General features: G+C 66.5%; 20 protein-coding genes. 7 read left to right on the forward strand and 13 right to left on the reverse strand.

The window, feature by feature from the left end; all coding sequences use genetic code 11:
* Positions 1-41: 41 nt before the first annotated feature.
* From spoT to E4487_RS14695, 3 genes are all read left to right on the forward strand, one after another.
* Complete coding sequence (spoT, locus tag E4487_RS14685; protein WP_037051137.1) at positions 42-2153, forward strand: bifunctional GTP diphosphokinase/guanosine-3',5'-bis pyrophosphate 3'-pyrophosphohydrolase; 2112 nt, start codon at positions 42-44, stop codon at positions 2151-2153.
* A gap of 68 nt (positions 2154-2221) precedes the next feature.
* Entirely contained in the window at positions 2222-2602 is a 381-nt protein-coding gene (locus E4487_RS14690) for a RidA family protein (RefSeq protein WP_037051135.1), read from the forward strand.
* A gap of 54 nt (positions 2603-2656) precedes the next feature.
* Positions 2657-3394: a hypothetical protein gene (locus E4487_RS14695; RefSeq protein WP_175253729.1), complete on the forward strand. Its 738-nt coding sequence runs from the start codon at positions 2657-2659 to the stop codon at positions 3392-3394.
* Between the two features lie 13 nt (positions 3395-3407).
* Here E4487_RS14695 and E4487_RS14700 read toward each other — a convergent pair whose 3' ends face one another.
* The 3 genes from E4487_RS14700 to E4487_RS14710 form a co-directional block, all read right to left on the reverse strand.
* Positions 3408-4031: a LysE family translocator gene (locus E4487_RS14700; protein WP_175253730.1), complete on the reverse strand. Its 624-nt coding sequence runs from the start codon at positions 4029-4031 to the stop codon at positions 3408-3410.
* A gap of 68 nt (positions 4032-4099) precedes the next feature.
* The gene (locus E4487_RS14705; RefSeq protein ID WP_134677627.1) at positions 4100-4900 is read right to left on the reverse strand and encodes an AraC family transcriptional regulator; all 801 of its coding nucleotides are present in this window, start codon (positions 4898-4900) and stop codon (positions 4100-4102) included.
* Between the two features lie 2 nt (positions 4901-4902).
* A complete protein-coding gene (locus E4487_RS14710) occupies positions 4903-5760 on the reverse strand; it encodes an NAD-dependent epimerase/dehydratase family protein (protein ID WP_175253731.1) in 858 nt (285 codons plus the stop codon).
* A gap of 242 nt (positions 5761-6002) precedes the next feature.
* Between E4487_RS14710 and E4487_RS14715 the strand changes: the two genes are divergently transcribed.
* The 3 genes from E4487_RS14715 (at position 6003) to E4487_RS14725 (ending at position 10514) form a co-directional block, all read left to right on the forward strand.
* On the forward strand, positions 6003-6932 hold the full coding sequence (locus E4487_RS14715) for a hydrogen peroxide-inducible genes activator (RefSeq protein ID WP_037051126.1): 930 nt from the start codon (positions 6003-6005) through the stop codon (positions 6930-6932).
* 8 nt (positions 6933-6940) lie between these two features.
* Positions 6941-9016, forward strand: coding sequence for an ATP-dependent DNA helicase RecG (recG, locus tag E4487_RS14720; protein WP_373921532.1), 2076 nt, complete (start codon positions 6941-6943; stop codon positions 9014-9016).
* Between the two features lie 91 nt (positions 9017-9107).
* Positions 9108-10514, forward strand: a complete 1407-nt coding sequence (locus E4487_RS14725) for an aminoacyl-tRNA deacylase and HDOD domain-containing protein (RefSeq protein WP_037051115.1) — start codon at positions 9108-9110, stop codon at positions 10512-10514.
* Positions 10515-10524: 10 nt separating this feature from the next.
* On the opposite strand, the gene E4487_RS14730 is transcribed toward E4487_RS14725, so the two are convergent.
* From E4487_RS14730 to E4487_RS14755, 6 genes are all read right to left on the reverse strand, one after another.
* Entirely contained in the window at positions 10525-11280 is a 756-nt protein-coding gene (locus tag E4487_RS14730; protein ID WP_175253732.1) for a hypothetical protein, read from the reverse strand.
* 83 nt (positions 11281-11363) lie between these two features.
* Positions 11364-11759: a helicase gene (locus E4487_RS14735; RefSeq protein ID WP_134677625.1), complete on the reverse strand. Its 396-nt coding sequence runs from the start codon at positions 11757-11759 to the stop codon at positions 11364-11366.
* A 149-nt stretch (positions 11760-11908) separates the two neighbouring features.
* Positions 11909-12181 carry an HU family DNA-binding protein gene (locus E4487_RS14740; protein ID WP_003242571.1) on the reverse strand — a complete coding sequence of 91 codons (273 nt, stop codon included), beginning with the start codon at positions 12179-12181 and terminating at the stop codon, positions 11909-11911.
* A 188-nt stretch (positions 12182-12369) separates the two neighbouring features.
* Positions 12370-13518 carry an FAD-dependent oxidoreductase gene (locus E4487_RS14745; RefSeq protein ID WP_175253733.1) on the reverse strand — a complete coding sequence of 383 codons (1149 nt, stop codon included), beginning with the start codon at positions 13516-13518 and terminating at the stop codon, positions 12370-12372.
* A 140-nt stretch (positions 13519-13658) separates the two neighbouring features.
* Entirely contained in the window at positions 13659-13826 is a 168-nt protein-coding gene (locus E4487_RS14750) for a rubredoxin (protein WP_037051106.1), read from the reverse strand.
* A gap of 120 nt (positions 13827-13946) precedes the next feature.
* Entirely contained in the window at positions 13947-15440 is a 1494-nt protein-coding gene (locus tag E4487_RS14755; protein WP_047587232.1) for an acetyl-CoA hydrolase/transferase family protein, read from the reverse strand.
* 279 nt (positions 15441-15719) lie between these two features.
* On the opposite strand from E4487_RS14755, the gene E4487_RS14760 reads away from it, so the two are divergent.
* The gene (locus tag E4487_RS14760) at positions 15720-16874 is read left to right on the forward strand and encodes a BCCT family transporter (protein WP_175253734.1); all 1155 of its coding nucleotides are present in this window, start codon (positions 15720-15722) and stop codon (positions 16872-16874) included.
* Here the strand turns inward: E4487_RS14760 and E4487_RS14765 are convergent.
* From E4487_RS14765 to ubiA, 4 genes are all read right to left on the reverse strand, one after another.
* Positions 16861-18201, reverse strand: a complete 1341-nt coding sequence (locus tag E4487_RS14765; protein WP_037051098.1) for a hemolysin family protein — start codon at positions 18199-18201, stop codon at positions 16861-16863. The genes E4487_RS14760 and E4487_RS14765 overlap by 14 nt on opposite strands.
* A 62-nt stretch (positions 18202-18263) precedes the next feature.
* The gene (phoR, locus tag E4487_RS14770) at positions 18264-19583 is read right to left on the reverse strand and encodes a phosphate regulon sensor histidine kinase PhoR (protein ID WP_047587239.1); all 1320 of its coding nucleotides are present in this window, start codon (positions 19581-19583) and stop codon (positions 18264-18266) included.
* 242 nt (positions 19584-19825) lie between these two features.
* The gene (phoB, locus tag E4487_RS14775; protein ID WP_175253735.1) at positions 19826-20515 is read right to left on the reverse strand and encodes a phosphate regulon transcriptional regulator PhoB; all 690 of its coding nucleotides are present in this window, start codon (positions 20513-20515) and stop codon (positions 19826-19828) included.
* 178 nt (positions 20516-20693) lie between these two features.
* Positions 20694-21584: a 4-hydroxybenzoate octaprenyltransferase gene (gene ubiA, locus E4487_RS14780; protein ID WP_134677622.1), complete on the reverse strand. Its 891-nt coding sequence runs from the start codon at positions 21582-21584 to the stop codon at positions 20694-20696.
* Positions 21585-21685 lie beyond the last annotated feature (101 nt).

A 21685-nucleotide genomic window follows, 5' to 3' on the forward strand; every position in this document is an offset into this window, starting at 1 on the left:
AGTCGCTCGCAGCACGAGGCCAGTCATCCGGGGAGCGTCCCATGGCTGGCATAGACGCTCTCGCCGATCGGCTTTCGACCTACCTCGGCCATGACCAGGTCAACCTGGTCCGCCGAGCCTATTTCTACGCCGAACAGGCGCACGATGGCCAACGCCGCCGCAGTGGCGAAGCCTACGTGACCCATCCGCTGGCCGTGGCCAGCATCCTCGCCGACATGCACATGGACCATCAGAGCCTGATGGCCGCCATGCTACACGACGTCATCGAAGACACCGGCATCGCCAAGGAAGCGCTCAACGCGCAGTTCGGCGAAACCGTGGCCGAACTGGTCGACGGGGTCAGCAAGCTGACCCAGATGAACTTCGAGACCAAGGCCGAGGCCCAGGCCGAGAACTTCCAGAAGATGGCCATGGCCATGGCCCGCGACATTCGCGTGATCCTGGTCAAGCTCGCCGACCGCCTGCACAACATGCGCACCCTCGATGCCATGCCGCACGAGAAGAGCCGGCGCATCGCCAAGGAAACCCTGGAAATCTACGCGCCCATCGCCAACCGCCTGGGCATGCACGCCATGCGCGTGGAGTTCGAGGACCTCGGTTTCAAGGCCATGCACCCGATGCGCTCCGAGCGCATCCGCGCCGCCGTGCGCCGCGCCCGGGGCAACCGCAAGGAAATCGTCGCCAAGATCGAGGAGTCGATCCAGCTCTGCCTGCAGCACGAGGGCATGGAAGGCGAAGTCATCGGCCGCGAGAAGCACCTCTACAGCATCTACCAGAAGATGCGCGGCAAGCGTAAGGCGTTCAACGAGATCATGGACGTCTATGCCTTCCGCATCATCGTCGACAAGGTCGACACCTGCTACCGCGTGCTCGGCGCCGTGCACAACCTGTACAAGCCGCTGCCCGGCCGCTTCAAGGACTACATCGCGATTCCCAAGGCCAACGGCTACCAGTCGCTGCACACCACGCTGTTCGGTATGCACGGCGTGCCCATCGAGATCCAGATCCGCACCCGCGAGATGGAAGAGATGGCCAACAACGGCATCGCCGCACACTGGCTGTACAAGTCCAGCGAGGACGAAGCGCCCAAGGGCAACCACGCCCGTGCGCGGCAGTGGGTCAAGGGCGTGCTGGAATTGCAGCAACGCGCCGGCAACTCGCTGGAGTTCATCGAGAGCGTGAAGATCGACCTGTTCCCGGACGAGGTCTACGTGTTCACGCCCAAGGGCCGCATCATGGAGCTGCCGAAAGGCTCCACGGCGGTCGACTTCGCCTACGCGGTGCACACCGACGTCGGCAATACCTGCATCGCCTGCCGCATCAACCGCCGCCTGGCGCCGCTGTCGCAAGCCCTGGAAAGCGGCTCGACGGTGGAAATCGTCACCGCCCCGGGCGCCCGGCCGAACCCGGCCTGGCTCAATTTCGTGGTCACCGGCAAGGCGCGCACGCACATCCGCCATGCGCTCAAGCAGCAGCGCCGCTCCGAGTCCATCAGCCTCGGCGAACGCCTGCTGAACAAGGTGCTGGCCAGCTTCGACACGCACCTGGAGAAGATCAGCGCCGAGCGCATCCAGACCGTGCTGGGCGAATACCGCCAGGAGGTCATCGAGGACCTGCTCGAAGACATCGGCCTGGGCAACCGCATGGCCTACGTGGTCGCCCGCCGCCTGCTCGCCGAGAGCAGCGACGACGCCCTGCCCAGCAGCGAAGGGCCGCTGGCGATTCGCGGCACCGAAGGCCTGGTGATGAGCTACGCCAAGTGCTGCACGCCGATTCCGGGCGACCCCATCGTCGGCTACCTGTCCGCCGGCAAGGGCATGGTGGTGCACATGGAAAGCTGCCGGAACATCGCCGACATCCGCCACAACCCGGAAAAATGCATCCAGCTCAACTGGGCCAAGGATGTCACCGGCGAATTCAATGTCGAACTGCGCGTCGAACTGGAGCACCAGCGTGGCCTGATCGCCCTGCTGGCCAGCAGCGTCAATGCCGCCGATGGCAACATCGAGAAGATCGGCATGGACGAGCGCGACGGGCGCATCAGCGTCGTGCAACTGGTGATCAGCGTGCATGACCGCGTGCACCTGGCCCGGGTGATCAAGAAGTTGCGTGCGCTCAAGGGCGTGATGCGTATCACTCGGGTGCGCGCCTGACACAATCCACCCATTTCCAGCCTGTAGGCTGGGTGCTCGACCCAGCCAGTTCTCACAAGGAGCGATTCATGAGCAAGACCGTCATCAGCAGCGACAAGGCCCCCGCCGCCATCGGCACCTACTCCCAGGCCATCAAGGCCGGCAACACCGTCTACATGTCCGGGCAGATCCCGCTGGACCCGGTGAGCATGGAACTGGTCGAAGGCTTCGAGGCCCAGACCGTGCAGGTGTTCGAGAACCTCAAGGCCGTGGCTGAAGCCGCCGGTGGTTCGTTCAAGGACATCGTCAAGCTGAACATCTTCCTCACCGACCTCTCGCACTTCGCCAAGGTCAACGAGATCATGGGTCGCTACTTCGAGCAGCCCTACCCGGCACGCGCCGCCATCGGCGTTGCCGCCCTGCCGCGTGGCTCGCAGGTGGAAATGGACGCTATTCTGGTTCTGGAATAAGTCCCGAGGCGGGGCGCACGGCCCCGCCCTTCTCCCCCCTGCATGGAGATCACCATGCGTCTGACAGCTCTGTTGTTAGCCAGCGCCCTGCTGGCCGGCTGCGCCAGCACACCGAACAACGACCCCAGCGGCACCTGGATCAACCAGGCAGCCATCGATGCCGCCAGCGCCAGCGGGCGCCTGCGCGAAGCCCTGCTCGCCTATGGCCCGAACCTGGAATGGCAGATCGACCCGGCGCAGCGACAAGCCAGCTACAGCAACGGTTTCGAGCTGGCAGAAGGCAGGCTGCAGGCCGCCGGCGAAGGCCACTGGCAGGTCACCTTCTACGGCGACTACCAGGAGCGGCTCAGCGTCGAGGATGGCCAACTGGTGCAGGTGGCCAGCGAGTACTGGCCTGAACAGCAGTTCACCCGCGTCGACAGCAAGGAAGGCCCGGCACCACTGGGCAGCCGCTTCGAGCAGGCCCTGTACCGTGACTACTTGGGTGGCGACTGGCTGATCGAGGAAGGCATCGGCCAGGGTGGCCTGGTGCGCTTCCAGGTCGACGGCCAGGTCGAAGGACTGCCAGGCGCCGAGCGTTTCGCCCTGTGCCTGGCCGGTGATTGCGCGGCCATGAGCGGTGAGAACGACAGCCTCTGGCTCCAGTCGGGCGACCAGGGCAGCCCCTGGCTGTTCGTCCATGAAGGCAACCAGTTGCGTATCTTCGAAGCACAGAACCGTGCCCAGTTCGACGAAATGCCCGAGTACCAGCCAGGCCCGCAGCGCTGGCTGCTCAAGCGCCGGCAACCATGAACCGGGCGGCGGGTTAGTCGAGCAGCCCGCCCAGCACCAGCGACACCCCCAGCAGCGACAGCAGCGCCCCGCACCCGCGGTCCAGCCAGCGCACCCGCTGTTGCAGCCAGCTGCGCCAGCGCGGATAGGCCAACAGGCGTACCAGGGCCAGGTCCCAGCCCCAGACCACCAGGGTCATCCACAACATGGCCAGGAGCAGGCCCCAGCTCGGCATGGCGGCTTCGCGCAGGACACCGAACAGCCCCGCGTAGAACAGCGGCAGCTTGGGATTCAGGCTGCTGGCCAGCAGCCCCTGGCGCAGCCCCCGCGTCCAACTGCCCAGCGCCACCTGCGCAGCGTCCGGCAGGTGCAGGTCGCGTCGTGACAGCAGTGCCTGCACGCCGATCCAGGCGAAGTAGGCCCCACCGACCAGCTGCAGCACCCTCCAGAACGGCCCACCCTGCCCGGGCAGTGCCTGCAGGGCCAGCAGCACCAGCAACATGCTCAGCAGGTTGGCCAGGGCGATGCCGGCGGCGCACCCGTCCGCCTGGCGGCGCCCCTGGCTCAGCGCGGTGCGAATCAGCAGGAAGAAGTCCGGCCCCGGCGACAGCAAGGCGGCAAAGTGGGTACTGGCGACCAGGGCGAACAGCGCGAGCATGAGAGACGACCTCCTTGGCAATGGAGGTCAGTTTCCGGGGAGCCCGGCGCTGCGGTCTTGAAGAAAACTCAGGTCGCGGCAAGACGCCGGAACTGGCCCGGCGTGACGCCGGTAAAGCGCTTGAAGGTCGCGGAGAAATGCGCCTGATCGCAGAAGCCGAGGCCCAGCGCCACCTCCACGGGCGTCTGCTCGCTCAACAGCAGGCGCTTGGCTTCACGCACCCGGCGCTGCAGCAGGTAGGTGTGCGGCGGTACGCCGTAGGCACGACGAAAGGCCTCGATCAGGTGCCGGGGATGGCGCTGCACCAGACGGGCCAGTTCATCCAGGCTGACCGCCTGTGCGTGATGCGCCTCCAGATAGTCTCGCACCCAGGCCGTCATGCCACCGTCGCGTGGCGCGGCACGCACCGCGCGCAGGCCGCCATGGCGGACGAACACCTGCTCGAGCAGCGCCAGCAACTCGCTTTCCAGGGTCAGCGCGTCGCTGTGCTCGAAGGCACTCGCCAGCCGCGCGAGCCCGGCCGCCACCTGGCCATCATCGGCCGGGTTGAGCTCGCGAAACCCCTCGGGCAGGCGCTTGCGCCCGAGCAGCGCGGGCAGGCGCGCCTCTTCGACATAGAGCATGCGATAGACCACCCGCGCCGACTCGGCATGCCCGGTGTGCGGCTCCTCGGGGTTCATCAGCGACAGGGTGCCGGCCGGCAGGGCATAGCGCTGCCCCCGGCACTGATACCCGCCGACGCCCTGCACGATGGCGCCGACGGCGAAGGCGTCGTGGCTGTGGCGACCGAACGCCTGCCCGGAAAAGTCGGCGTGGAACAGCTCCACACCCGGCAACCAGGGCCTGGCCAGCAAGCGGTTACCGGCCAACCTCAGGCGTCCTGCAACATCGCCGCGTAGCCCTCGCGGTAACTGGGGTATTGCGGCGCCCAGCCCAGGGCCCGGGCGCGGGCGTTGCTGCAACGCTTGCTGCCGGCACGCCGGACACGCTGCTCGTCGCTCCAGTGGCTGACACCCAGGCGCTCACGCAGCCAGGCCACCACCTCGTGCAGCGCGGCGGGCTCATCGTCGACACCCAGATAGAGATCGGCCAGCGGCGTGCCGGCGGCGTCCGCCTGCAACAAGGTCGCGAGCAGCCCGGCGGCATCGTCGACATGGATACGGTTGCCATACAGCGGCGGCGTCTCGCTGACGCGATAGCCATCACGCACCTGGCTCAGCAGCCACTGCCGCCCCGGCCCGTAGAGACCGGTCAGGCGCACGGCGGTCGCCGGCAGGCCGCTGTCGAGGGCGACGCGCTCAGCTTCGCGCATGATCAGCGCCGAATAGCTCTGCGCCTCGGCCGGGGAGTCCTCGTCGATCCACTCGCCGTCCTGCTGGCCATAGACGCCACTGCTGGAGGCGAACAGGATGCGCCGTGGGCGCTGCCCATGCAGCGCCAGCCAGCCCAGGGTGCGACGCAGCCCGTCGACGTAGGCAGCGCGATAGCCGGCCTCGTCATGCTGGGTGGCAGCGGCGCAGTAGACCAGGTAGTCCAGGGGCTGCCGTGGCCAGTCCGCCGGGCACGGGTCCGCGTGCAGATCACCGGCCACCGGCTCGATGCCGGCCGGCAGGGCCGCGACGTTGCGGCGCAGCCCCAGTACGCGCCAGCCAGCGTCGGCCATGCGCTGCCCAAGGCGGCTACCGACATCGCCACAACCGACGATCAGCAGACTGTTAGGTGCGGACATGCTCTTCTCCATGACGTTTAGGCGAACACGCAGTGTAACAGGCCGCTCAGACACCTCGGCGAGGACGTCAGCGCCCGGCCGCAACAGCTGGAAGGCAGGCTCGCGCCGGCAGCCGGCCTGTTGATCGGACTCGCGCACGCGCCTGCCACGGCAACACATATTGTTCTCAAACAGTCGGTCAGCCCGGTTGGTTCATCGCAATGCAAAGGCTATGCTTAGCGGCAACTTAATGGATAAACACTATGACCCTCACCGAACTGCGTTACATCGTCACCCTCGCTCAGGAACAGCACTTCGGGCGTGCCGCCGAGCGCTGCCATGTCAGCCAGCCGACCCTGTCGGTGGGCGTGAAGAAGCTGGAGGACGAGCTCGGCGTGCTGATCTTCGAGCGCAGCAAGAGCGCCGTGCGCCTGACGCCGGTCGGTGAGGGCATCGTGACCCAGGCGCAGAAGGTACTGGAGCAGGCGCAAGGCATCCGCGAGCTGGCCCAGGCCGGCAAGAACCAGCTGGCGGCGCCGTTGAAGATCGGCGCCATCTACACCGTCGGCCCCTACCTGTTCCCGCACCTGATCCCGCAGCTGCACCGGGTCGCCCCGGACATGCCGCTGTACATCGAGGAAAACTTCACCCATATCCTGCGCGACAAGCTGCGCACCGGGGAGCTGGACGCGATCATCATCGCCCTGCCCTTCCAGGAGGCCGATGTACTGACCAAGCCGCTGTACGACGAGCCGTTCTACGCGCTGCTCCCGGCCGGCCACCCCTGGGCTGAGATGGAAACCATCGACACCAAGCTGCTCAATGACAAGAGCCTGCTGCTGCTCGGCGAGGGCCACTGCTTTCGCGACCAGGTACTGGAAGCCTGCCCGACGCTGCGCAAGGGTGGCGACGATCACGGCAAGCACACCACGGTGGAATCCAGCTCGCTGGAGACCATCCGCCACATGGTCGCCTCCGGCCTGGGTGTGTCGATCCTGCCGTTCTCGGCGGTCGACAGCCACCACTACGCCCCCGGCGTGATCGAGGTGCGCCCGCTCAGCGCGCCGGTGCCCTTCCGCACCGTGGCCATCGCCTGGCGCGCCAGCTTCCCGCGGCCCAACGCCATCGAAGTCCTGGCCGACTCCATTCGCCTGTGCTCGGTCGCTCGCAGCCCGCAGACCAAGAGCGCCTGAGGTCCAGAGTGACGGAGCTGTCAGCGGTTTCCGTGACCGCGCTGAAAGGCGTGGGTGCCGCGCTGGCGGAAAAACTCGCCAAGGTCGGCCTGGAAAACCTGCAGGACGTGCTGTTCCACCTGCCTCTGCGCTACCAGGACCGCACACGCATCACCCCCATCGGCGCGCTGCGCCCCGGCCAGGACGCGGTGGTCGAGGGCATCGTCGCCGGTGCCGACGTGGTCATGGGGCGGCGCCGCAGCCTGCTGGTGCGCCTGCAGGACGGCAGCGGCACCCTGAGCCTGCGCTTCTTCCATTTCAGCCAGGCGCAGAAGGAAGGCCTCAAGCGTGGTACCGCGCTGCGCTGCTACGGTGAGGTGCGTCCAGGGGCCACCGGCCTGGAGATCTACCACCCGGAGTACCGCGTGCAGAGCGGCGACGAACCGGCGCCGGTGGAACAGAGCCTGACCCCTATCTACCCGACCACCGAGGGCCTGACCCAGCAGCGCCTGCGCCAGCTCAGCCAGCAGGCGCTGGCACGCCTCGGGCCACGCAGCCTGCCGGACTGGCTGCCCGATGAGCTGGCCCGCGACTACCGCCTGGCGCCACTGGACGAAGCCATCCGCTATTTGCACCGCCCGCCGCCCGACGCCGATGTCGAAGAGCTCGCCGAAGGCCGCCACTGGGCCCAGCACCGCCTGGCCTTCGAGGAACTGCTGACCCACCAGCTGTCGCTGCAACGCCTGCGTGAACAGGTGCGCGCCCAGCAGGCGCCAGCCCTGCCGCCGGCACAGAAACTGCCGGCGCAGTACCTGCAGAACCTGGGCTTCGCCCCGACCGGCGCACAGCAACGGGTCGGCGCCGAGATCGCCTACGACCTGGCACAAGGCGAACCCATGCTGCGCCTGGTGCAGGGCGACGTTGGTGCCGGCAAGACGGTGGTCGCCGCCCTGGCTGCGCTGCAGGCGCTGGAGGCCGGCTACCAGGTGGCACTGATGGCCCCCACGGAGATTCTCGCCGAGCAGCACTTCCTCAACTTCAGCAAGTGGCTGGCGCCACTCGGGCTGGAGGTCGCCTGGCTGGCCGGCAAGCTCAAGGGCAAGGCGCGCGCCAGCGCGCTGGAGCAGATCGCCGCCGGCTGCCCCATGGTGGTGGGCACCCATGCGCTGTTCCAGGACGAGGTGAAGTTCAAGCGCCTGGCCCTGGTGATCATCGATGAACAGCACCGTTTCGGCGTCCAGCAGCGCCTGGCCCTGCGCCAGAAGGGCATCGACGGGCGCCTGAGCCCGCACCAGCTGATCATGACGGCCACCCCCATCCCACGGACCCTGGCGATGAGCGCCTACGCCGACCTGGACACCTCGATCCTCGACGAGCTGCCGCCCGGACGCACGCCGGTGAACACCCTGGTGATCGCCGACAGCCGCCGCATCGAGGTGATCGAGCGGGTGCGCAATGCCTGCCAGCAGGGGCGCCAGGCCTACTGGGTGTGCACCCTGATCGAGGAATCCGAAGAACTCACCTGCCAGGCAGCCGAGACCAGTTTCGAAGAGCTTTCCGCCGCCCTCGGCGAACTGCGCGTGGGCCTGATTCACGGGCGCATGAAGCCGGCCGAGAAAGCCGCCGTGATGGACGAGTTCAAGCAGGGCAAGCTGCAGCTGCTGGTCGCCACCACGGTGATCGAGGTAGGCGTCGACGTGCCCAACGCCAGCCTGATGATCATCGAAAATCCGGAACGCCTCGGCCTGGCGCAACTGCACCAGCTGCGCGGCCGGGTCGGCCGGGGCAGTGCAGCCAGCCATTGCGTGCTGCTCTATCATGCACCCTTGTCACAGCTGGGTCGTGAACGCCTGGCCATCATGCGCGAAACCACCGACGGTTTCGTCATCGCCGAGAAGGACCTGGAGCTGCGCGGCCCCGGCGAAATGCTCGGTACGCGGCAGACCGGCCTGCTGCAGTTCAAGGTCGCCGATCTGATGCGCGACGCCGACCTGTTGCCCGCCGTTCGCGACGCCGCACACGCTCTTTTGGAACATTGGCCGCAACATGTGGCTCCATTGTTGGAACGCTGGTTGCGTCACGGCCAGCAATACGGTCAAGTGTGAGCCCGTTCACAGGACAACCGTCGCCACGAACCTTTGCGCAAGTCCCCGCTGGTTATACTCCGGGGTAGACGCGTCACTGCCGGATACCGATATGACTGAAGCCGCCCTCGCCCCCAACGCCACGCCGCAGCCGCCCAGCGTCATCCTGCAGCTGCTGGAAAAACTCGCCGTGCCCTACCAGGTACGCGCCGAGAGGCCCGGCCTGCCCGCCGCCGCACGCCTGCAGGCGGTGCTGCTGGACGACGCCGTGGGCGCCCTGCTGGTGCTCTATCCGCGCAGCCAGCTGCTCGACCTCGGTCGCCTGGCCGAACTCACCGGGCGCCAGCTGACCGCGGTCAAGCCGGAACGCCTGGAGCGCATGCTCGGCAAGCACAACCTCGCGGCGCTGCCGGGCCTGCCGCCGCTGACCAGCTCGCCCTGCCTGTACGAGGAGCGCCTGCTGCAGGCGCCCAGCCTGCTGATCGAGTCCGGCCAGCCCGGCGTGCTGCTGGAGATCCCCACCGAGGCCTACAAGAGCCTGCTGAGCAAGGCCAGCGCGGCACGCTTTGGCGAGCCGGTGAGCGCGATCAAACCCAACCTCGACCGTCCGCACGACGACCGCGCGGAAATCACCCAGGCCGTGCAGGCCTTCACCGCACGGCGCATCCAGCAGCGCCTGGAAGAGACCATCGAGATTCCGCCACTGCCGGAAACCGCGCAGAAGATCATCAAGCTGCGTGTCGACCCCAACGCCACGGTGGACGACATCACCGGCGTGGTCGAGACCGACCCGGCACTGGCCGCCCAGGTGGTCAGCTGGGCGGCCTCGCCCTACTACGCCGCGCCCGGCAAGATCCGCTCGGTGGAGGACGCCATCGTCCGCGTGCTGGGCTTCGATCTGGTGATCAACCTGGCGCTGGGCCTGGCCCTGGGCAAGACCCTCAGCCTGCCCAAGGACCAGCCGCAACACGCCACGCCCTACTGGCAACAGGCGATCTACACCGCAGCGGTGATCGAGGGCCTGACCCGCGCCATGCCGCGCGCGCAACGCCCCGAGGCGGGCCTGACCTACCTGGCCGGGCTGCTGCACAACTTCGGCTACCTGGTGCTGGCGCACGTCTTCCCGCCGCACTTCTCGCTGATCTGCCGCCACCTGGAGGTCAACCCGCACCTGCCGCACAGCTATATCGAGCAGCACCTGCTGGGGATCACCCGCGAACAGATCGGCGCCTGGCTGATGCGCCACTGGGACATGCCGGAAGAGCTGGCGAACGCCCTGCGCTTCCAGCACGACCCCGACTATGCCGGCGACGGCGCCGCCTTCGCCAACCTGGTGTGCCTGGCGGTCAGCCTGCTGCGCAACCGCGGCATCGGTGCCGGGCCACAGAGCGAAATTCCCGATGAACTGTTCGAGGCACTCGGCCTGACCCGCGACAAGGCCGAAGACGCGGTGAGCAAGGTACTCAGCGCCGAAGTCGCCCTGCGCGAGCTGGCAGCGCAGTTCAACCCCAGCCACTGAGGGCGCGGGGTCACTGCGCGGGCGCAGCCCCCTTGCGCAGCTGTTCGCGGCGCTCGGCGAACAGCTGCGGCACCACCTCCAGACTGACGGCCAGCAACTGGCTGACGCTGGCCTGCTCGTACAGGCTGGCGTATTCGGCCAGCTGGTCACTGGGCATCTGCCGGTAGGCATAGAGCATGAAGGATTCCACGGCCTGCTGGCTGGACTGGCGAATCGCATCCGCCTGGGTCTGCGTCTGGCGCTGCAGCTCGGCCTCGTCGAGATTCTCGCCACGCGCCCTGAGCGCCAGCAACGCCTGGGTCTTGCCGACTTCGTAGCGCAGCAGGCTGGCCAGCTCGGTGGTGCGCGCCGCCGCATCCAGACGCCTGATCAGCTCCACCCGCGCGCCACGCGGCGGCCGCTGCTGCAGGCGCTGGCGATATTCGCCGAGCACTTCCGGCTGTTCGCCGACCGCCCGCTCGGCGGCGGTGAAACGCTGCGCGAGGGGGCCGTCGAGACGCGCACGGGCCTGTTCGGCCTGGTCTTCGTCGAGTCGCTGCCCGACCCGCTCGGCCAGGTCCAGGCAGAACGCCTCACCCGCGAACAGCTGGGCAAGGCGCTTCTGTTCGCTCTCACCCTGGCCGCGCTGCAGCAATGGCAGGCTCTGCTCGCACAGCAGGTGGATGCCGGCCAACTCGAACAGCGGCAGCAGGGTCTTGCTTGAGCTTGGCTCGGCCCGCACGGCGGTCGCGGCCAGCAACAGCAGGGGCAACAGGAAAAGGCGCATGGTCGGGCGTTCCACGATGACTTGCCTGGCAAGCCTAACCAAAGCGCGGCGTGGCGGCCAGCCGCGAGCCGCCCGGTTGCCGATCAGGCCGCCTTTTTCGGCGCCTCGGCCTTTTTCTTCGGCGTCAGGTACTTGGTCAGGCCCTGGAACCACATCACCAGCGCCGGGTTGCCCTGGATCTGGATGTCCTTGTTCTGGATACCCTGCATGAAGGCCAGCTGCTTGTTCTTCGCGGTCATGGTTTCGAAACCGTAGACGGCGTCCTTGAAGCCGATGGCGAACGCCGGCTCGGCAGTGCTGCCACGCTTGCTGCTGACGCGCTGGCCGGAGACGATGAAGTGACGGGCGACCTTGCCGTCCAGCGTGTGCAGCTGGAAGACCATGTCGCGGCCTTCGAGTTGCTGGCGGAACGCCGGGTTGTCACGACTGGCCTTGGCCATCAGGCGGCCCAGCATCCACAGAAGAAAACGGAATTTCATGCACAGGCCCTCGTGATCGAAGATGATGGGCGCGCATTGTAGTGGTTTTCTCGCAAGACTACAGCCTGTCGAAAGCATGGCTGCAATGGCGAGGACGCAGCCGGGCTGCGGAGGGGGAGCCCGGAGCCGAGCGGCTCCGGGCGATGGGCTCAGTTGACCGCGTCTTTCAGGGACTTGCCCGGTTTGAAGGCGACGGTATTGCTGGCCTTGATCTTCACCGGCTGGCCGGTTTGCGGGTTCTTGCCCGTACGTGCGCCACGATGACGCTGGACGAAAGTACCGAAGCCAACCAGGGTCACACTGTCCTTGCGGTTCAGTGCGCCGGTGATTTCTTCCAGTACGGCGTTGAGTACACGATTGGCCTGATCCTTGGTCAGATCAGCCTTTTCGGCGATGGCGGCGGCGAGTTCCGGTTTACGCATAGATGCCTCTTTGACGGTTTTTTGTTGTTGTGTCCGTGCTGTCCTTCCAGAACAGCGCCCAAGGCGCCGCAACAGCTCTGCGCTGCGGCAGACCCTTGGGAGAATGGCATGCCGCATCGCACTGCGCCAGTCTCATAGGACAGTTTAGTCAGGCAATTTCGTGGCGTATCCGACAGAACGGCAGGCAATCATGCCAGCAGCGCGGGCAGTTCCTTGTTCAGGGCCAGTTTCTCCTGCACCGCCGCACCGGTCAGCGCGTAGCCCAGCAGCGCCCCGGAAGCATCGCGGCAGAGCGCCTTGATGTCGCTCCCCGAACCCTCGACCGTCCACTCGCCCTGGCTGTCGCGCGGCGGCGGCGAGACGACCAGCGGGCACACCGGCGTCTTCACCGTCACCGGCATCGGCCCATAGCTGACGGCGGTCGGCTCGCCGGCCAGGGTCTTGGCCAGGGCACGGGCACAGGCCATCAGCGGCATGACGTAGAGCAGGTTGAGGCCATCGACCTCGGCGCAGTCACCCAGCGCGTGGATGTTGGCGTGCGAGGTCCGCAGCTGACGGTCGACCATCACCCCGCGATTGACGTCGAGACCGGCAGCAGCGGCCAACGCGATACGCGGACGCAGGCCGACGGCGGAGACCACCGCATCGCACTCGATCTGCGTGCCATCGGCCAGCACGGCCTGCAACGCATCGTCCTGGTGGTGCAGGCTGGCCAGCACCGGGCCCAGGTGGAAGCGCACCCCCAACCTCTCCAGGCCGGCTTGTACCGCAGCGGCCGCCGCCGGGTGCAACAGGCCGGGCATCACCTGCTCGCAGGGTGCGAGCAGTTCCACCTGGTAGCCGCCCGCGCTGAGGTCATTGGCGAATTCGCAGCCGATCAGGCCGGCCCCGAGAATCAGCACCCGGCGCTTGCCGGCTACGGCATCACGGAAACGGGCGTAGTCCTCGAGGTCATTGATCGGGAAGATCGCGTCCTGGGCATCGCCCTCCACCGGTACGCGAATCGGCTCGGCGCCCCAGGCCAGCACCAGGTCACGGTAGGGCACCGCCTCCTCGCCGATCCACAGGCGCTTGTGGCCCGGGTCGATACCGGTGATGCGGGTGTGGGTGCGGATTTCCGCCTTGAGCTGCTCGGCCATGGCGCCGACCTCGGCCATGGCCAGGCCATCGGCGTCCTTGTTCTTGCCGAAGCCGGTGGACAGCATCGGCTTGGAGTAGGAACGCCCGTCGTCAGCGGTGATCAGCAACAGGGGCGTCTCGCTGTCGAGCTTGCGCCACTCCTTGGCCAGGTTGTAGCCGGCCAGGCCGGTACCGACGATCACTAGGGGTGCGCTCATGCATGAATCCTCGCTGCGAAAACGACACGACGGCCAGGCGGCCGTCGTCGTGAATCAATGAGAAGCCGCTGGAAACGGCGGCCAGACTCGGAGGGTGCTGACAAAGGTCAGGCAAGACGCAGCAATTTGTCAGCGCCCCCTCAGACGATCTCGATCATCTCGAAGTCGACCTTGCCCACGCCACAGTCCGGGCAGACCCAGTCGGCCGGCACGTCTTCCCAGGGCGTACCGGGTGCAATGCCCTCCTCGGGCAGCCCCAGAGCCTCGTCGTAGATGAAACCGCAGACGATGCATTGCCACTTGCGCATGGTACAGGCCTCCTCGAGAGATGGCGGACACACCCTACTGGATCGTACCGCGACTGGCTAGCCAGTCGGAGGTTGGGCACGCCAGAGCATAGGCCATCGACGCGGCGCGCGCGCCCCGTCTCAGCCGGCCAGCATGCGCCCGGTTTCCTCCAGGTTGATGTGCCACTGCAGCGCTTCGCGGAGGATGTGCGGGGTGTGCCCGCCACGGGCACAGGCGCGCTCGAAGTAGTCGCCGAGCGGCCCCCGGAAGTCCGGATGCACGCAGTTGTCGATCACCGCCCGGGCGCGTTCGCGCGGCGCCAGGCCACGCAGGTCGGCCAGGCCCTGCTCGGTGACCAGGATGTCGACATCGTGCTCGCTGTGATCGACGTGGCTGACCATCGGCACCACGCTGGACACCGCCCCACCCTTGGCGATCGACTTGGTGACGAAGATCGCCAGGTGGGCGTTGCGGGCGAAATCGCCGCTGCCACCGATGCCGTTCATCATTCTGGTGCCGCCGACGTGGGTGGAGTTGACGTTGCCGTACAGGTCGAACTCCAGCGCCGTGTTGATGCCGATGATGCCCAGACGGCGCACCACCTCGGGGTGGTTGGAGATTTCCTGCGGGCGCAGCACCAGGCGCTCCTTGTAGCGCTCGAGATTGCCGAACACATCGGCATTGCGGCGCGCCGAGAGGGTGATTGAGCTGCCTGAGGCGAAGGCCAGCTTGCCGGCATCGAACAGGTCGAAGGTGGAGTCCTGCAGCACCTCCGAGTACATGCTCAGGTTCTCGAATGGCGAATGGATCAGCCCGCACATCACCGCATTGGCGATCGAGCCGATACCGGCCTGCAGCGGGCCGAGGCTGTTGCTCATGCGCCCGGCATCGACCTCGCGCTGGAAGAAGGCGATCAGGTGGTCGGCGATGGCCTGCGTCTCGACGTCCGGTGGCAGCACGGTGGACGGCGAGTCGGGCTGGTCGTTGACCACGATGGCGACGATCTTCTCCGCCGGGATCGGGATCGCCGTGCTGCCGATACGGTCGTCGACGCGGGTCAGCGGGATCGGCGTGCGCGTCGGCCGGTAGGTGGGGATGTAGATGTCGTGCAGGCCCTGCAGGTTCGGGTTGTGCGCCAGATTGATCTCGACGATCACCCGCTCGGCGAAGATGGCGAAGCTGGCCGAGTTGCCCACCGAGGTGGTCGGCACGATGTGCCCCTGCTCGGTGATGGCCACCGCTTCGATCACCGCGATGTCGGGCTTCTTCAGCTGGTGGTTGCGCAGCTGTTCGACGGTCTCGGAGAGGTGCTGATCGATGAACATCACGCGGCCGTCGTTGATCGCCTTGCGCAGCGTGGCATCGACCTGGAACGGCATGCGCCGGGCCAGCACGCCGGCTTCGGTCAGCTGCTTGTCGAGGTCGTTGCCGAGGCTGGCGCCGGTCATCAGGCTGATGCTCAGCGGGGCCTGGCGCGCACGCTCGGCCAGCGCCAGCGGCACCGCCTTGGCCTCGCCGGCACGGGTGAAACCGCTCATGCCGACGGTCATGCCGTCCTCGATCAGGGCGGCCGCCTCGGCCGCAGTCATCACCTTGTCCAGCAGCGAAGGCTGGCGCACACGATCTGCATACATCGGGAACCTCGACAGGCGGGGATAGCACGGAGGGCGAGCAGTCTAGTGGCCGCACTGCCTCGCGCCTCTACCACGAAAGTAGGATTGAACCCTCTAGAACGGGCCTTTCGTCGGATTTCGAGGCAGCTGGACAGAAGCAAAGTGCCATCTCCGGCCTGACGCAATCGGAGCACTGGCCGACGCCCACACGTATGTCCACGCGGTCCGACTTCGGCAGTATCGCCAGGCCTCGGCAGCGGATAAGCCGTGCCCACCCATAACAACAAGAGGCTTGCACCGATGAACCTCGTCCTTTGTGCAGCGTCCCTGGCGCTGCTCGGCCTGACCCTCTGGGTGCTGTTGCGCTGGGGTCGCCTGCGCTGCACCGGCAGCGAGCCGGTCGGCCTGTTCACCTTCCTGGCGATCCTCTTCACCTCCGGGCTCGACATGGGGCTGATCATCTTCCCGATGACCGAATTTCCGATCTACGCCAGCGAGCAGCCCTACCAGTTCTCCAACCCGCTGGCGGTCGCCTTCGGCTTCTGGGGCTTCCTGATCTGGGCCATGTACTTCATCACCACCTTCTACTTCTGCGTGATCGAGCCCAGGGTGCGCCTGTTCGAACTGCGCCCGGTGAAGCTGGTAAACAACCTGGTGATCGTCTCCACCTGCGCCTTCACCGCGTACCTGTTCCTGGTCAACATCGCCTGGTACGCGCCGGAGATCAGCGAAACCTGGCAGTACCTGACGGTGGTCGCCATCCTGCTCGCCGCGATCTATTCCAGCACCGACATCCGCTACCTGAAGGTACTCAGCGTGGCCTCCACCTGGCTGTTCTTCGGCCTGATCCTGGCGATGACCATCGTCGGCGGGGTCGGCCCGGACAGCTTCGCCCGGGCGGCCGGCGACATCGGCAGCGGCTACTTCGCCAAGCTGCCGCACTTCGTCGTGCCGCTCAGCGACTATCACGCCTTCTACCTGTTCTGGTGGTTCGCCTGGAGCATCATGATCGGCCAGTTCGTCTCGCGCTTCGTCGGCGGGCTGAAGACCTACCAGCTGCTGCTGGCGCTGCTGATCATCCCGTCGATTCCCCTGGCGATCTGGTTTGCCGTGCTCTACCACTACTTCACCGATGGCATCGCCATCGCGCCACTGTGGAAGCTGGCGATGCTCGCGGTCGGGGTGATCTTCGTGATCAACTCGGTGGACTCCCTGGTGCGCCTGTACAGCGACAACCTGGGGCTCAGCGTGCAGCGGCTGGGGCGTGCGCGCTTCATCGCCTGCCACTTCGTCCTGCTCGGCGCGCTGGTGCTGACGTTCCGCTTCACGCCGTTCGAGATTCAATGGGTCGGGCTGACGGTCATCGGCCTGTATGCCGCCACCCTGGGGCTGCTCGCGCTACGCTGCCGCCCTGCCCTGCAGAGCATCGGCGGCCGCTCGGTCAGTCGAGCTTGAGGACCTTGGCCAGCACCACCTTGGGGCCTTTCATCTTCTTGACGATGATGCGCAGGCCGTCGGTCTCCAGCACTTCCTCTTCCTCGGGCATGCGCTTGAGGGTTTCGTAGATCAGGCCGGCCAGGGTTTCGGCCTCGATGTGGTCGAGGTCGACACCGAGCAGGCGCTCGACCTTGGCCAGCGGCGTGTCACCACGTACCAGCAGCTTGCCCGGCTGGTACGCCAGGATGCCGCGCTCGGCCTTGCGGTGCTCGTCCTGAATGTCGCCGACCAATGCCTCCAGCACGTCCTCCATGGTCAAGTAGCCGATGACCTTGCCGTCGGCTTCCTCGACCAGCGCGAAGTGCGCACCGCCCTGGCGGAACTGCTCGAGCAGCTGCGACAGCGGCATGTGCCGGCTGACCCGCTCCAGGGGATGCATCATGTCGCCGAGCTTGAGCGCCGAGGGCAGCATTTCCAGCAGCGACAGTTGCAGCAGCAGGTCCTTGATGTGCAGCACGCCGACGAACTCTTCCTTGCTCTCGTCGTAGATCGGATAGCGGCTGTACTTGTGCCGACGGAAGGTGGTGAACACCTGGTCCAGGCTGGCGTTGAGTTCCAGGTAGACCAGATCCTCGCGCGAGTTGGCCCAGTCCACCACTTCCAGCTCACCCAGTTCAACGGCCGAGGCCAGCACGCGCAGGTCCTGGTCGCTGTCGGCACTGGCGCGGCTGGAGTGCAGGATCAGCTTCAGCTCTTCACGGCTGTAGTGGTGTTCATGATGCGGGCCGGGCTCGCCCTGCCCGGCGATGCGCAGGATGGCGTTGGCGCTGGCGTTGAGGACGAAGATCGCCGGGTACATCAGCCAGTAGAAGGCGTACAGCGGCGCCGCCGTCCACAGCGACAGCAGCTCCGGCTTGCGAATCGCCCAGGACTTGGGCGCCAGCTCGCCGATGACGATGTGCAGGTAGGAGATGATGGCGAACGCGGTGAAGAAGGCGATGCCGTGGATCAGCGCCGGCGAATCGATACCCAGTGCCGCCAGCAGCGGCGTCAGCAGCTCGGCGAAGGCCGGCTCACCGACCCAGCCCAGGCCCAGCGAAGCCAGGGTGATGCCCAGCTGGCAGGCCGAGAGGTAGGCGTCCATCTGGTTGTGCACGGTGCGCAGGATGTGCCCGCGCCAGCCATGCGCCTCGGCCAGCGCGTCGACCTTGGTGGCACGCAGGCGCACGATGGCGAACTCGGCGGCAACGAAGAAGCCGTTGAGCAGGACCAGAAACAGGGCGAACAGCATGAGGCCGAAGTCGGCGAGATAGGTGGAAACGGAGAGGCTCGTGGAGGGGTCCATGAAGGTTCGGGTTGGCCAATGATCGCTAGAGGGTGGAGCCTCGCCGCGCCGAATGCAAGCATTCAGCGGGCGCGCTGCACCACCTGGGCCGGGGCGAAGTGACAGGTGAAGGTGCTGCCGCGGCCCAGCTCGCTGCCGATCTCCAGGTTGCCGCGATGGCGCAGCAGCACATGCTTGACGATCGCCAGGCCCAGCCCGGTGCCGCCCGTGTTGCTGGCACGGCTGGAGTCGACGCGGTAGAAACGCTCGGTCAGGCGCGGCAGGTGCTTGGCGTCGATGCCCATGCCCGTGTCGCTGACGGCCAGGTGTGCGCCCTTCTCGTCACCCCACCAGCGGATGCGGATCTCGCCGCCGGCCGGCGTGTACTTGACCGCGTTGAACACCAGGTTGGAAAACGCGCTGCGCAGTTCGGCCTCGCTGCCCTTGAGCTTGAGGTGCGGATCGGCCTCCAGGCTGATGCGATGCAACTGATCGGCTGACAGCGCCTGGGCATCGTTGCGGATCGACAGCAGCATCAGGTCGACCGCGACCGGCTGATTGTCCGAGGGATAGTCCGTGGCCTCCAGCTTGGCCAGCAGCAGCAGGTCGTTGAGCAGCGTCTGCATGCGCGCGCCTTGCTGCTGCATCTGCTGCAGGGCACGCAGCCAGCGCGGATTGACCGCTTCGACGTTGTCCAGCAGGGTCTCCAGATAGCCGGCGATCACCGTCAGCGGCGTGCGCAGTTCGTGGGAGACGTTGGCGACGAAGTCCTTGCGCATCTGTTCCAGCTGATGGAGACGGGTGACATCACGCACCAGCAGCAGATGCTCGCGGTTACCGTAGCGGGTGATATGGAACTGCAGGCGCCGACGGTCATTGACCGGCGAGGGAATCTCCAGGGCATCGGCATAGTTGCCGCGCTCGAAGTACTCCTTGAAGCGCGGGTCGCGCACCAGGTTGGCCAGCTGCTGGCCACTGTCCTGGGGGGTTTTCAGGCCCAGCAGGGTCTCGGCGGCACGGTTCCACCATTCCAGGTTGCCCTGGCTGTCGAGCATCACCACTGCATCCTTGAGCGCAGCGGTGGACTCCTGCACGCGGTCGATCACCGCCTGCAGGCGGCCACGCGCCTTCTGGTTGCGCCGTTGCAGGTGGTAGATGCTGTCGAACACCTCGCCCCACAGGCCGTAGCCGTCCGGCGGCGGTTCGTCGGGTTTGTGCTCGCGCAGCCATTTGTGCAGGCGCAACAGCTGGCTGAGGGTCCAGCCCAGGTGAATGGCCAGACCACACGCCAGCACCCAGGCATATTCCCCGGTTATGAAACCCAGCAGCAGGCAGGCGCCGATCAGCAGCAACAGCCGGCGCACCACGGCACCACGCCAGTCTTGATTCACGATGGAACGCATCCTTGTCTGAAGAGCGAGCTCGCAGCAGCAGCTTCACGAGCTTGCGAGCTGGAGCCATGCAATACCGATGACGCCCCCGCGCAGGCAACTGCGGAACGCTCGGCGTCGCGGGCGATTGTACGTCTGTACATGCGCATTACTCACCACGTTCGCCCTTAGGGGCCTCACCAAACTGCGTTGGCCGCTCGCGGCCTGCCGGACCTGTTCTCGACGCGGCAGGGCCGACGCGCAGCACCAGCGGCTCAGCCTTTGGTGGAGAAACGATAGCCAGTCCCGCGCACGGTTTGTACCAGGTTTTCGTAGGCATCGCCGAGCGCCTTGCGCAGGCGACGGATATGCACGTCGACGGTACGTTCCTCGACGTAGACGTTGCCACCCCAGACCTGATCGAGCAGCTGGCCACGGGTATAGGCGCGCTCCTGATGGGTCATGAAGAATTGCAGCAGGCGGTATTCGGTCGGCCCCATTTCGGCCGGTTTGCCGTCGATGGTGACGCGATGGCTGATCGGGTCGAGCAGCAGGCCACCGACCTCGATCGGCGCCTCGCTGTCGCTCGGACCGGCCCGGCGCAGCACGGCCTTGAGGCGCGCCACCAGCTCGCGCGGCGAGAAGGGCTTGGTGATGTAGTCGTCGGCGCCGACTTCCAGGCCCTGGATCTTGTTGTCCTCTTCACCCTTGGCGGTGAGCATGATGATCGGGATATCGCTGGTCAGCTCGTCGCGCTTCAGGCGGCGTGCCAGCTCGATGCCACTGGTACCCGGCAGCATCCAGTCGAGCAGGATCAGATCGGGTTTGCGGTCGACGATGACGGCATGGGCCTGCTGGGTACTCTCCGCTTCCAGGCACTCGTAACCGGCCATCTCCAGGGCCACCGCGATCATTTCGCGGATCGGTGCTTCGTCATCGACGATCAGGATGTTCTTGCCAACCATGGGGCCTTAGCCTCTGTTCGTTCATCTGTCTGCGCCGCATTAGATAACGGAATTATTGCAGCGATATGACAAGCGCGCGGCAGTGCCGGGAGCAGGGTCGCGATTTCGCCAGCTGACGCACGCTGCCAACGGGAGCGACCGTCGGGCTGAGCGCCAGCGCAGCATGCTTATCGCTCACTCAGCGCAGGGCATAGTCCAGCACGATGCCGATGAAGATCGCCAACCCCGCCCAGTGGTTGTGCAGGAAGGCGTTGAAGCACACCAGCGGCTCGCGGCGGCGGGTCACGTGGAACTCCCAGGCGAAGCAGGCAGCGGCCACCAGCAGGCCAAGATGGAAGTACAGGCCCAGTTCGAAGCGCGCACCGGCCAGCAGCAGGCAGAGCAGCGCCAGGCCCTGCAGGGTCGCGATGATCAGACGGTCGGCGTCGCCGAAGAGGATGGCGGTGGACTTCACCCCGATCTTCAGGTCGTCCTCGCGGTCGGCCATCGCGTAGTAGGTGTCGTAGGCCACCGTCCACAGCAGGTTGGCGATGTACAGCAGCCAGGCCTCGGGCGGCAGGCTGCCGGTCTCGGCAGTGAAGGCCATCGGCATGCCCCAGGAGAACGCTGCGCCGAGCACTACCTGGGGGTAGAAGGTGTAGCGCTTCATGAAGGGGTAGCAGGCGGCCAGGGCCAGGCCGCCGAAGGACAGCCAGATGGTGGTGGCATTGGTGAACAGCACCAGCACGAAACTCAGCGCCACCAGCACGGCGAACAGCACCAGCGCTTCGCGTGGCGTGACCTTGCCGCTGGCCAGTGGGCGTGCCTTGGTGCGGCTGACATGGCCGTCGAAGTTGCGGTCGGCGTAGTCGTTGATCACGCAGCCTGCGGCGCGCATCAGAATCACGCCGACGACGAAGATGAACAGGTTCTTCACGCTCGGCACGCCCTCGCCCGCCACCCACAGCGCCCACAGCGTCGGCCACAGCAGGAGGTAGATGCCGATGGGCTTTTCCAGGCGCATCAGCTGGATGAAGTCCCAGGCACGCGGGTGCAGGCGGGTGGTCGATTGCAGCAGGCGGGTGTACATCGCGGCGTCTCCGTGCAGGTTGCGCGGATTATAAAGGGGTTGGCGGCGCAGGGTGGATGACGCTGTCCTCATCCACCGTTACAGGCGCCAGGTACGCCCAT

This window comes from Pseudomonas sp. BMW13 (assembly GCF_013357275.1).
GTDB lineage: Bacteria > Pseudomonadota > Gammaproteobacteria > Pseudomonadales > Pseudomonadaceae > Aquipseudomonas > Aquipseudomonas khazarica.

Coding starts and splice junctions, on each gene's coding strand:
- spoT (WP_037051137.1), top strand. CDS start 42: ATGGCTGGCATAGACGCTCTCGCCGATCGGCTTTCGACCTACCTCGGC.
- E4487_RS14690 (WP_037051135.1), top strand. CDS start 2,222: ATGAGCAAGACCGTCATCAGCAGCGACAAGGCCCCCGCCGCCATCGGC.
- E4487_RS14695 (WP_175253729.1), top strand. CDS start 2,657: ATGCGTCTGACAGCTCTGTTGTTAGCCAGCGCCCTGCTGGCCGGCTGC.
- E4487_RS14700 (WP_175253730.1), bottom strand. CDS start 4,031: ATGCTCGCGCTGTTCGCCCTGGTCGCCAGTACCCACTTTGCCGCCTTG.
- E4487_RS14710 (WP_175253731.1), bottom strand. CDS start 5,760: ATGTCCGCACCTAACAGTCTGCTGATCGTCGGTTGTGGCGATGTCGGT.
- E4487_RS14715 (WP_037051126.1), top strand. CDS start 6,003: ATGACCCTCACCGAACTGCGTTACATCGTCACCCTCGCTCAGGAACAG.
- E4487_RS14725 (WP_037051115.1), top strand. CDS start 9,108: ATGACTGAAGCCGCCCTCGCCCCCAACGCCACGCCGCAGCCGCCCAGC.
- E4487_RS14730 (WP_175253732.1), bottom strand. CDS start 11,280: ATGCGCCTTTTCCTGTTGCCCCTGCTGTTGCTGGCCGCGACCGCCGTG.
- E4487_RS14735 (WP_134677625.1), bottom strand. CDS start 11,759: ATGAAATTCCGTTTTCTTCTGTGGATGCTGGGCCGCCTGATGGCCAAG.
- E4487_RS14740 (WP_003242571.1), bottom strand. CDS start 12,181: ATGCGTAAACCGGAACTCGCCGCCGCCATCGCCGAAAAGGCTGATCTG.
- E4487_RS14745 (WP_175253733.1), bottom strand. CDS start 13,518: ATGAGCGCACCCCTAGTGATCGTCGGTACCGGCCTGGCCGGCTACAAC.
- E4487_RS14750 (WP_037051106.1), bottom strand. CDS start 13,826: ATGCGCAAGTGGCAATGCATCGTCTGCGGTTTCATCTACGACGAGGCT.
- E4487_RS14755 (WP_047587232.1), bottom strand. CDS start 15,440: ATGTATGCAGATCGTGTGCGCCAGCCTTCGCTGCTGGACAAGGTGATG.
- E4487_RS14760 (WP_175253734.1), top strand. CDS start 15,720: ATGAACCTCGTCCTTTGTGCAGCGTCCCTGGCGCTGCTCGGCCTGACC.
- E4487_RS14765 (WP_037051098.1), bottom strand. CDS start 18,201: ATGGACCCCTCCACGAGCCTCTCCGTTTCCACCTATCTCGCCGACTTC.
- phoR (WP_047587239.1), bottom strand. CDS start 19,583: ATGCGTTCCATCGTGAATCAAGACTGGCGTGGTGCCGTGGTGCGCCGG.
- phoB (WP_175253735.1), bottom strand. CDS start 20,515: ATGGTTGGCAAGAACATCCTGATCGTCGATGACGAAGCACCGATCCGC.
- ubiA (WP_134677622.1), bottom strand. CDS start 21,584: ATGTACACCCGCCTGCTGCAATCGACCACCCGCCTGCACCCGCGTGCC.